Source organism: Gemmatimonas sp. (assembly GCF_036405635.1).
Classification (GTDB): Bacteria; Gemmatimonadota; Gemmatimonadetes; order Gemmatimonadales; family Gemmatimonadaceae; genus Gemmatimonas.
The window spans coordinates 26,583-37,302 of sequence record NZ_DASWXE010000214.1 but is presented as its reverse complement, the minus strand read 5'-3'; the positions used below and the strand labels follow the sequence as shown (position 1 = coordinate 37,302).

Below are 10,720 nucleotides of genomic sequence, written 5' to 3'. Positions count from 1 at the left end.
GCTTCGTGAAGGAGGTGCGCGTGGCTCCCAACACCCGTGGCGATGGCTCGGTGTGGGACATCGCCTTCTCCCGCGACGCGGCACAGAAGTACCTCTACTTGGCCGACGGCAAGAACGAGCGGGTGTACGTGATGGACCGGCAGTCGCTCGAGATCCTCACATGGTTCGGCGACGGTGGTCGCCAGCCGGGGCAGTTCTTCGCCGTGCACAGCATCGCTACCGACTCCAAGGGCAACATCTACACGACGGAGACCTACGAGGGCAAGCGCCTCCAGAAGTTCGCCTACAAGGGCATTGGGGCCGTCAAGCGGGGCAGTCAGGGCACGGTCTGGCCGGCAGCACGCTGACCGACTCACTGACCTGACAGGCAGAAAGCAAAACGGGGCGGACATCGCGATGATGTCCGCCCCGTTTGTGTGTGCAGGCACTCAGGGAATCATGCCCTGGCACTCGATTTCCACCTTCGCGTTCGGCACCACCAGCGCCGCCACGACGACCGTCGAACGGGCCGGCGGGTTGCTCGGGAAGAACTTCGTGTACGCCCCGTTCATGCCCTGAAAGTCCTTCACATCGGTCAGGAAGACCGTGCACTTCACGGCGTTGGCGAGTGTCGTGCCCGCCGCCTTGAACACCTTTTCGGTATTCTCCAGCGACCGGGTCGTCTGCCCGGCAATGGTGGTATCGTTCGGGGAGGTGCCCAACTGCCCCGACGCGAAGATCATGTTGCCAACGCGGATACCGGGGGAGAGCGTAGCACTCACACGCTGTCCTTCGCCGACCACCACCTGACGCGCGGGGTTCGCCTGTGCGCTGAGGGTCGAAGCAGCCACCAGCGACATCGCGAGTGTCATCAGGGTCAGGGTGGAACGTCGCGTGCACAGCATCACTATCCTCCGATTTCGATCCGGGATTCAGGTCCTTCTACGGGAGACGTCAATATGCCGATGTTCGACTTCGTCTGCACCTCCTGCGAGCACACGTTCGATGCGCTCGTACGGAACGACGTGCTGCCCGCCTGCCCGGCCTGCGGCGCCGCCACGGTGGAGAAGCTGCTCTCTGTACCCGCCATCAAGACATCCGGCACGCATGGCAAGGCGCTGGCCGCTGCCAAGCGCCGCGACAAGGCGCAGGGCCAGGAGCGCATGCACGCCCAGCGTCAGTACGAGCTCAGCCACGACGACTGACCGGGACAGCGGGAAGAACACAGAGACCGCAGATAGTCACTACAAAAGCACAGATACCACAAACAGCGGTATCTGTGTTTTTGTTTTTTGATCAGTGACATCTGTGTTCTCCCGCTTTTGCGTCGCCGAAACAACAAAGCCCGATGCAATATGCACCGGGCTTTGTCTTTCATCGCACCGCGAAGATCAGCAGGACTTGCACTTGTTGCTGTTCTTGGCGCCCTTCTTCACGAGCAGATCCAGCGTCTCGAGGAAGGGAGGAATGCGCTGCACGGGACCGTTCGCCATGTCGGCCGTGGTCTGACCACGACGGCTGATCGCGTTGATGTCCGTGCCCTTGCTGAGCAGGTACTCGATCAGTTCGTTGTCGCCACGTGCCGCCGCATGGTGCAGCGGGTTGTAGCCGTTGAAGTCGCGCTGATTGGGATCCATCTTGAGCTCCTCGATCAGGTACTTCACCGACGACATCCACGCCTCTGGCGCGTGGCGGTGCGCATTGGCGGCGTAGCCTTCGCCGTAGCCCACTCCCGACGCGGCGTGAATGGCATACACACCAGGGCCACCATCCGGCACCGGCGGGAGGCCTGACGGATCGGCGCCCGCGCCACCTTCTTCCGGCGCGTCGTCACCCGGCAGGCGGCCGGTCGGCTTGATGGTCGGGATGTTCGGATCCGCGCCGTACTGCACGAGCAGCTTCATCGCCGGCACATCGAGGCCGTACGCCGCACGCCAGAACGCCGTGGCGCCCACCGTGTTCACGCCGAGCAGGTCGAAGTTGTACGACATGAACCACAGGTGCTTCTTGAGGCGCACGTTCGGATCAGCGCCGGCCTTGAGCATCGACTCCATCAGCTCGAGGTGCGTCGTCTTCTGCTGCATCTGCGCGGTCGGCTGCGGATACAACGACTTTGGCGCCCACTGCGTGTTGATCACCGCATACAGCGGCGCCGCACCGGCATCGCTCTGCAGCTTCACATCCGCGCCCTTCGACATCAGCATCTTGGCCATGTCGAAGCGACCATTCACGATGGCCATCAGCAGCGGGCTGGTGTGATCGCCCTCGCTGACGTGGTTGATCTGCGCGCCGGCGGCCAGCAAATGCGTGACCGCTTCATCGTTGCCCTCACGCACCGCGAACAGCAGCGGCGTCAGGCCGCCCTTGTTGCCGATCAGGTCACCGTAGGACGGACCACGCTGCTGGAAGCCCGTGGCCGCGCGCGTAGCCGGCGAATCCCCCGCCGCACCACCAGCCGCCGGAGCGCCCGGAGCCCCGCGACCCGCCGGAGCGGCAGGTGCCGCCGCGTTGGCCTGCTGAGCCCCACGGGCTTCACCGCGTGCCGGCGCCGCCGAGGCCGGCGCCGCCGCCGGAGCCGCAGGTGCGGCAGCCGCCGGAGCCCCAGGTGCAGCCGGCGTGATGTTCGGCGTCACCGTCGTCGGCGCCATCGGCGACTCAGCCGCCTTGAGCGCCGCCACACGACGCGTGCGAATCGCCATCTCGGCGCGCAGCTCACGTTCCTGCTTCGGCACATCGTCGATCTTCGAGGCCGCTTCGATGCCCGCACCGCGCTTGAGCAGCAGATCGATCGCCGCGACGCGGTTGTAGGCCGCCGCCCACATCAGCGGCGTCTGGCCCCAGGCGCTTTCCCGGACATCCACGACGGAGCCCTTGTCGAGCAACGCCGCGACGCTGGCCGAGTCACCATTGCCCGCCGCGAAGTGCAGCGCAGTAGCGCCACCCGACGTGGTCGCAGCCGTGGTGCTGGCACCGTTCTGCAGCAGGATCTTCACCACACCCGACCGGCCGCCACGGGCCGCCAGATGCAGTGGCGTGTAGTTGCCGTTACGCGTGACCGCGTCGACGCGCGCGCCTGCATACACCAGCATCTGCGCTGCGCCTGCGTCACCGCGCTGCGCCGCCCAGTGCAGTGCCGACATGCCGTCGGGCTGCGCGGCGTTGACATCCATGCCCTGCTTGATCAGCGCCCGCACACGCGAGCTGTCGCCGCGCATGACCGCATCGGCGACGGGCGTTTCGGCAGGATTTTCGCGAGCTGCCCCAAGCGACAGCGTGGCGATGCACGCTGCCGCGCCCAGCGCAACCCGCGACGCGCGCCACTGGGGCGCGCGCGGCGTCTGCTGCGTGCTCTTAGGCATTGGCGCTGTTGAGGTTGAGGACACCGTTGCTGTCGCCGAACGAGGCCATGTCATCCATGCCCAGCGTATGCATCATGCTCAGCATCGCGTTGGCCATCGGCGTGCCATCCGCCGCCTTGATGTGCAGGTTGCCCGTCAAGCGGTTCTCCGCCTTGCCCATCACGATGAGCGGGCAACGGCGGTGGTTGTGCAGGTTCGAGTCACCCATCGGCGAGCCGTACAGGATCATCGTCTTGTCCAGCATGTTCGATTCGCCTTCCTGGATGCTCTTCAGCTTGTCCAGGAAGTACGGCAGCATCGACACGTGGTACTTGTTGATCGTGTTGAAGTCACGCACGCCACGCTCCGTGCCGCCATGGTGCGACGCCGGGTGGAACGGCTTGTCCGTGCCGCTCTCCGGGTACGTACGGCTCGAACCGTCGCGACCCATCTTGAACGAGAACACGCGCGTGATATCGGCCGCGAAGGCCAGCGCCTGGATGTCGAACATCAGCTTGACGTGATCCGCGAACGAATCGGGCACGCCGGCCGGCGCCTCGGGCAGTTCACGCACTTCGCCGCTCGTGTTGCGGGCTTCGACGCGCTGAATACGACGCTCCACTTCACGGATGTCCGTGAGGTAGCGATCGAGGCGGTGCTTGTCTTCCGGTCCGAGCGTGGCCTTGAGGCCCGACATTTCGCCCGAGATGAAATCGAGAATGCTGCGGCGCGTGCGGCGACGTTCCGCGCGCTCGGCCGACGTGCCACCGACACCGAACAGCTTTTCGAACGCCACGCGCGGATCGCGGATGACCGGAAGCGGCTCGTTGGGCGACGCCCACGAGATGGAGTCCGTGTACACGCAGGCATAGCCGTAGGCACAGCCACCCGCCTGGTCCACGTTCTCGATGCACAGCTGCATCGACGGGATCGGCGTGTTCTGGCCGAAGCGCTGGGCATACATCTGGTCGAGCGACGTACCTACGCGCACATCCGAGCCTTCCGTCTGCTTCGGGTGCATGTGCGTCAGGTACACCGCGCTCGAACGGAAGTGGTCACCACCGATTTCATTCGGCGACGTCGGTTCCGCTTCACGCACATCCGTGTTGCTGATGATCGTGAGGTAGTCGCGGTAGCTCTCCAGCGAGTTCAGCGCCGTCGGCGAGAGATCGTACTTGCTGCCGGCCGCGGCGGGCGACCACAGATTCTGCTTGGCGCCCCATTCGTTGCAGCCGGCCGCACCGTGCACCATTTCGATCGCAACGAGGCGCGGGGCCTCCTTTGCGTCGAACAGGCCACGACGACCCACCGGGATCATCGCGTCGAGGTACGGCAGCGCAATCGTGGCGCTCATCCCCTGCAGGAACTGGCGGCGGGGCATCGCCTTTCCGCTCAAGAAATACATGCTGTGTCTCCGAGTCTGTTGAAAGTCGAGCGAATCAGCGAGTCCGGCTGTCAGCCGGCGCGGGGATGGTTTCGTGCTTGGCCGGCGTGGCTTCGGCGACAAGGCTCCGCTTGCGGAACGCATCGCTCTTCACCACACCGAAGATGAAGTCCTGCATCTTGTAGTTCGAAGCGCGTGCCGCCACCTCGATCTTGCGCACCGCCGGCGCGTCCGCGTATTCGACGCGGCGGCCCAGTGCGTACGCCATCAGGTTCGTCGTGAACGAGCGCATGAGCGGAACAGGGCGCTTGAGCAGCGCAGCCTGCAGTTCACCCGGGCTCGACACCTTCGTGCCGTCATAGAAGTCGCCACGCGTATCCAGCGGCGTGCCGTTTTCACGGATACGCCAGCGACCCATCACGTCGAAGTTGTCGAGCGCGAGGCCGATCGGATCGATGAACTGGTGGCACGAATTGCACGACACGTTCTCGCGGTGCATTTCCATGCGCTCACGCGTGGTGAGCATCCGGCCGTCCTTGGCCTCGCCGGTCTTCTCGAGGTCAGGCACGTTCGGCGGCGGCGGCGGCGGCGGGGAACCCATGAGCACTTCCATGACCCACTTGCCGCGCAACACGGGCGACGTGCGGTTGGCCACCGACGTCAGCGTCAGCACGCTGCCATGACCCATGATACCGGCACGGTGGGATTCCTTGGGGTACGTGACCTTACGGAAGTTCGTGCCCACCACACCCGGAATCTCGTAGTGCTTGGCGAGCGACTCGTTCAGGAACGTGTAGTCCGCTGAGAACACATCGAGCACGCTGCGGTTTTCACGAACGATGTAGTTGAAGAAGAGCTCCGTCTCCTCCACCATCTCGTGCGCCAGCTGCTCACGGAAGTCGGGGTACTGGTTGGCATCGGGGTGCACCAGCTCCACGTCCTGCAGGCGCAGCCACTGCGACGCGAAGCGCGTCGACAGCGCCTTCGAGCGCGGATCCTTGAGCAAGCGCTTGGTCTGCGCAAGCAGCACCGTCGTGTCCTGCAGACGGCCGCTGCGGCCCAGGGCCACCAGCTGTGAATCGGGCGGCGCGCCCCAGATGAAGAACGAGAGACGCGAGGCGAGATCGAGACCGGCCACGGCGACCGAGCCCTTGGCCGTCGCCGGCACTTCTTCGATACGGAAGATGAAGTGCGGGCTGGAGAGCAGCGCTTCGAGGGCCTGACGCACGCCAAGCTCGAAGCCGCCTTCCTTCGCGCCTTCATCGTAGAACGCCATCAGCCCCTTGGTGTCGCTCACCGTCAACGGACGACGGTAGGCCTGGGCGCCAAGGCGCTGCACAATGCGCTCGGCGCACGGACGGGCTTCCGTAGCGGCCAGCGGGCGGCAGCTGAAGATCTTGCGGCGCGTCGGCGTGTCGGACACACCGGTCGGATTGTACGGGCCCGTCACCGCGAAGTTCTGGATGTGGGCCTGCACCGTGATGCCGGACTGCGCGCCGATCTGCGTGTCGGCGATGCTGTGGCCGAGCGGCGTGATGTTGTCGTTCACCGGTCCTTCGAACGTGCGAAGGAAGGTGGCCGAGATACGCTGCGGGCCGGCACGCACCGGGATGGGCTTGGTGCGGATGTCCATGCCCTGCGGATCGGCCTGCGACATGCCACGATCGATATCGAGGATCGCCACGCGCTCACCGTTCACGGCGACTTCGATCTTCTCGTCGAACGGCGCGGTGGAAGCGAACAGCTGGCCCGTCGGGATGGCGTGCAGGGCCACGGTGAACACGTACTCACCGTCTGCCGGGAAGTTGTGCGTCACCGACGTACCGCCACGCGTACCGGCCGGCGCGCCGTCCACTTCGACGAGCTGCGAAGCGAGACGCGGGATCTTGTACGTGCTGGTCGACACGTTCGCCTTCGGATCGCCCACTGCGAGGCGGCTGATTTCGCTGGCCGCATCGAGGTACGAATCGAGCAGCGTCGCCGACGGCATCTGCACGTCCGCAATGTTGTCGAAATTGGCGCTCTTGGTGTCGAGCGGCAGCCATGAGCTGGACTTGATCTCGAGACCGAGCAGGTCCTTCACGGCGCGCTCGTACTCGGCGCGGTTCAAACGCTGAAATGCGCGCGAGCCCGGATTCGGGTTCGCCGCATAGCGCGCGTCCATGGTGCGCTCAAGGGTCTCCATCAACACCTGCAGCGTGTCGCCGGCAGGCTTGGCGCGCCCCGGGGGAGGCATCATCCCCGTGCGCAGCTTGTTGATCATCTTCTCGGCCACATCGGGCGCCGTCTGACCAATGGTGGTCAGATCGAAGTTGGACAACGAGAGGTTGCCCTGCTTGCGCGAATCACTGTGACAGCCGGCGCAGCTCTTCTTGACGACGGCATCGAGTGCCGCGCTGGTCATCACGGTGGCGCCTGGGCGCAGCACCGGGTGACCGCCCGTGCGGGCAGACTTGGCAGACGTGGGCGCCGTGACGGCATCCACAAAACGATCATACGCGGCGGGCACGACGGGCGTACCAGACGCGGTGGGCGCGGTTGCGGCATCGGCGGGCGTGCGATCAACGCGCTGATCGGCAGGCCGATCAATCGACGCGATGGCAAGCAACACCAGACATCCGGAACCAGCGGCAACCAACGACTTCATCCCCGAACCTCCAGGCTCAGGCGGGTTGACGAAGCGGCGCAGGCAGGAGGCGCGCCACTACTCGGCGGGAAACAACTTTAGTGCTGACACCAATCTACGTACCTCGCAACAATTTCGTTCAACCTCTGAAACAAAATTCGTCCAGCGCTCTGGCTGCCGTGGCCGTTGTGAGCCATATGGATGTCGATGGGGTGTAAAGCTTTCACGGCGCCTTGAGCGCTTTGGGACCCTTCCCCGCACCATCCGCCCCACCTCTCCGTGTCGTCCCCGGGCGCCTCGTCCCGCGGAACGCACCTTCCCCACCTCGGAGGACCTTGTGCGACCCTGCTGGATGCTGGCCGCTGCTGCCGCTGTTTCGCTGAGTGCCCTGCCCGGCACCGCCTCGGCCCAGGCCCGTTTGAACCCGGTGATCGACCTGCTGGCGGCCAAGAAGCCCGTTTTCGGTCTCTATGCGCCTGCCAACCCGCGGGCTCGGCCCGGCCAGCCCGCGCCGACTGGGCCGGTCAAGAGCATGACCGAGCTGGGACAGGAAGCGCTGGCCTACAAGAAGCTGGACTACATCTTCGAGGGCACGATGGAGTACAACTTCGACCAGTCCTTCCCGGCGTTCCAGGAATTTGCCAAGGCGCTCGACGCCGGCGGCTCGCTGCAGAAAGGCAAGGCGCCCCGCTTCACGCACCCGGTGTTCGTGAAGACCCCGGAAATCGCGCCTGACCCGGCGGTTGCCTCGGCCCGAATCGGCAAGCAGCTCAATGAAGGTGTGAGCGGCATCATGTTCGTTGACGTGCAGAGCGCCGAGGAACTCAAGAAGGGTGTGGCGGCGCTGCGCTTCAAGAGCAAGGGCGGCACGCGCTCTGACGACGTCGGCGGTGCCCCTGCACGCTGGGGTATGACGGAGAAGGAGTACAAGGAGCGCGCCGATCTGTGGCCGCTGAATCCGAAGGGTGAGCTGGTGACGTTCACCATCGTGGAGAGCAAGGAAGGTCTGGCGAAGGTGCGCGAAATCGCCGCCGTGCCGGGTGTCGGCGTGCTGTTCCCGGGCGCGGGCACGCTGCGTGGCGTCTTCACCACCACCGATGCCAGCGGTCAGCGCAAGTTCGACGAAGCGGCGTGGGAAGCTTCGATCCAGTCTGTGCTCGCGGCGTGCAAGGAGTTCAAGGTGCCGTGCGGGTATCCCGCTGGCGCTGCCGATATCGAGATGCGCATGAAACAGGGCTTCAGCGTCTTCGTGATCGGCTGGGGCGAACCGGGCTTCAAGGCGGTTGATCTCGGGCGGGCGGCAGGCGGGCGCTGATTCAGCGCGCAGTCGAGCCATAGTACCGTGAAGGCGGAGGTGACCACGTTCGTCGGGTCACCTCCGCCTTTTATGTCAGCCGGCGCGGCGGACCTCAGATGGGCCCGCAGTTGCCGCTGCGATCATCGGGATCATAGAACACGTACTTCGAATCGTACGTGAAGCCGCTGGCCGCGTCCGTGATGTAGACGGCCAGCCCGAATCCACTCGTGGTCACGCTGGGCATCGTGTACCACTCGCTTGTACTCACCGTGACGCCATCGCGCTTCCATTCATACGAGTACGGTGGAGTACCCCCGCTCGGCATGGCCAGGTAAGAGCAGGAGGAATAGAACCCGAGCACGTCAGGGCCGAACATTTGCACCGTAAGCGACTGCCGATTGGCTGGAACAACACTGGCTTCCTGAATCTCGGGGCCAGGGACGGGATGGCTCAACGATCCTGGCACTCCCCACAGATAGGCGCCCGTCAGCATGGCGCCGCCAGCTACACAATACCGGGCCCAACGCGCAGCGAGCTTTGGCATACGCATGGTAAGACCTCCTTCTGAAGAATGAAACGCAACAATCGGCGGCCATTCACCGCCATTCCGCGAAACCCATTGAGTCGCGGCAGGCAGACGTTATTCGGTATCGCTGACTGTACCAGTGACCGTCGTCACCGAAACGAAACAAAAAGAAAGGGCCGCCGGAGCAATGCTCCGGCGGCCCTTTGTTCAATCAGTCCAGCTTAGGGGTTGCGATCGAGGCAGCCCGAGAAGTTGGGGTTGTTCGTCTCACGGAACGGGATCGTGAAGTTGACGTCCGTGCCGTACGTGACTTCAGGACGCGTGCGCACGGTGCCAACCGGGAACACCGTGTTCGCCGCGCGGCCGTACTGACGGATCAGACGGCGCATGTCGCCGAGGCGGTGGCCGGTCAGCCACAGCCACGAGGCGCGCTCGCGGAAGAACTGATCCACCGCTGCGGCCTGCGTCGTCGGCGCCGAGCCGGCGAGCGCAGCCATGGCCGGCGTGATGGCCGTTGCACGCAGGTTGTTCAGCCCCGCAAACACCGCATCACGACCAGCCTGCGTGTCGAGACGAAGCTGGGCTTCGAGCTCGATCAGGCGCGCCTCAACGCCATCGGCCAGCACGGCCGAGGAGTTGTTGGCCGGATACTTCTGCTGCGTCGGCATGTTCGTGGTACGACCATCGAAGCCCGTACGCGTCGACGGCAACCACGGCATGCGTGGATCAGCCGGCGTCTGCAGGAAGTTGTAGCCGTTGCCGCCTTCGTTGGTCGACACCGTGTAGCGCGTACCGGCCGGCACCGTGCCGGTCCAGATACCGTTCTGCTGCGCGGTGCGGCTGGTGGTGTGGTAGGTGCGATAGCTGAAGCTCGTCGCAATGCCCGACACGGCCGCGGCCGCCTGCGTGAACTGACCCAGGTTGAGCAGTACACGCGCCTTGCCAATGGATGCCAGCGCACGCTGGTTCGCCGACGTGGCGTTGGTCAGTGCCGTATCAAACGAAGCAGCGGCTGCGTTCAGCATCTGCACCGTCGTCTGCGGCATGCCGTACACGGGCTGACCGGCATTCTCGTAGCTGAACGGCACGCCCGCGCAGTACAACTCGGCGAAGAAGTTCTCCGAGAAGCCCTTGAGCGAGTAGATCTCGGCCAGCGAATCCTTCGACGTGGCCTTGAACTCGCTCCAGAACTTGGTCGCGTTCGAGAGTCCCACGCGTGCCTTGTGCAGGCCCTGGTACAGTGTGTTCTGGGCACCACCCAGCGTCGGATCGGTGGCGCGCTCGTTGGCACGCTGACGATCGGCGAAGGTGTCGGTGACCTCGATTTCGTCGGCCATCGCGCCCGACATCATGATCACGCCGTCCTGCGTGCCGGAATAGGACGAATAGAAGTCCTGCACCGCACCGTTCCGGATCACCTGAGCACCAGCGGCGCTCTGCTGGCTTTCCGGCGTGATGAGGTCAGGATTCGAAACGTTCAGGCTGTCGGTCGTGCATGCGCTCAGCGCAAGCAGAGCCAATACGGGTCGCAGGGTTCGACCCGTCCTCTTGGAAATGGGCATCAACGGAT

General features: G+C 64.7%; 8 protein-coding genes and 1 pseudogene. 3 read left to right on the top strand and 6 right to left on the bottom strand.

The window, feature by feature from the left end; translation table 11 throughout:
• Positions 1-347 (top strand): annotated as a pseudogene (locus tag VGE27_RS17035) (hypothetical protein); the annotation flags it as partial.
• Between the two features lie 81 nt (positions 348-428).
• On the opposite strand, the gene VGE27_RS17030 reads toward VGE27_RS17035, so the two are convergent.
• Positions 429-884 carry a RidA family protein gene (locus VGE27_RS17030; RefSeq protein WP_331050877.1) on the bottom strand — a complete coding sequence of 152 codons (456 nt, stop codon included), beginning with the start codon at positions 882-884 and terminating at the stop codon, positions 429-431.
• 54 nt (positions 885-938) lie between these two features.
• On the opposite strand from VGE27_RS17030, the gene VGE27_RS17025 reads away from it, so the two are divergent.
• Positions 939-1,184, top strand: a complete 246-nt coding sequence (locus tag VGE27_RS17025) for a zinc ribbon domain-containing protein (RefSeq protein WP_331050876.1) — start codon at positions 939-941, stop codon at positions 1,182-1,184.
• A 186-nt stretch (positions 1,185-1,370) separates the two neighbouring features.
• Here VGE27_RS17025 and VGE27_RS17020 read toward each other — a convergent pair whose 3' ends face one another.
• Genes VGE27_RS17020 through VGE27_RS17010 form a run of 3 tightly spaced genes read right to left on the bottom strand, consistent with a single transcriptional unit; the run spans position 1,371 to position 7,348 of the window.
• Positions 1,371-3,338, bottom strand: coding sequence for an ankyrin repeat domain-containing protein (locus VGE27_RS17020; RefSeq protein WP_331050875.1), 1,968 nt, complete (start codon positions 3,336-3,338; stop codon positions 1,371-1,373).
• On the bottom strand, positions 3,331-4,698 hold the full coding sequence (locus VGE27_RS17015; RefSeq protein ID WP_331050874.1) for a DUF1552 domain-containing protein: 1,368 nt from the start codon (positions 4,696-4,698) through the stop codon (positions 3,331-3,333). Before VGE27_RS17015 ends, VGE27_RS17020 begins: the two co-directional genes overlap by 8 nt.
• 58 nt (positions 4,699-4,756) lie before the next feature.
• Complete coding sequence (locus VGE27_RS17010; protein WP_331050873.1) at positions 4,757-7,348, bottom strand: DUF1592 domain-containing protein; 2,592 nt, start codon at positions 7,346-7,348, stop codon at positions 4,757-4,759.
• Positions 7,349-7,664: 316 nt separating this feature from the next.
• Here VGE27_RS17010 and VGE27_RS17005 point away from each other — a divergent pair, with 316 nt between their 5' ends.
• Complete coding sequence (locus VGE27_RS17005) at positions 7,665-8,642, top strand: aldolase/citrate lyase family protein (RefSeq protein ID WP_331050872.1); 978 nt, start codon at positions 7,665-7,667, stop codon at positions 8,640-8,642.
• A 94-nt stretch (positions 8,643-8,736) separates the two neighbouring features.
• Here the strand turns inward: VGE27_RS17005 and VGE27_RS17000 are convergent, their stop codons facing one another.
• Both VGE27_RS17000 and VGE27_RS16995 read right to left on the bottom strand, forming a co-directional pair.
• Positions 8,737-9,174 (bottom strand): hypothetical protein, encoded by a 438-nt coding sequence (locus tag VGE27_RS17000; protein ID WP_331050871.1) that lies wholly within the window; start codon positions 9,172-9,174, stop codon positions 8,737-8,739.
• Positions 9,175-9,371: 197 nt separating this feature from the next.
• Positions 9,372-10,712, bottom strand: a complete 1,341-nt coding sequence (locus VGE27_RS16995) for a hypothetical protein (RefSeq protein WP_331050870.1) — start codon at positions 10,710-10,712, stop codon at positions 9,372-9,374.
• Positions 10,713-10,720: the final 8 nt, after the last annotated feature.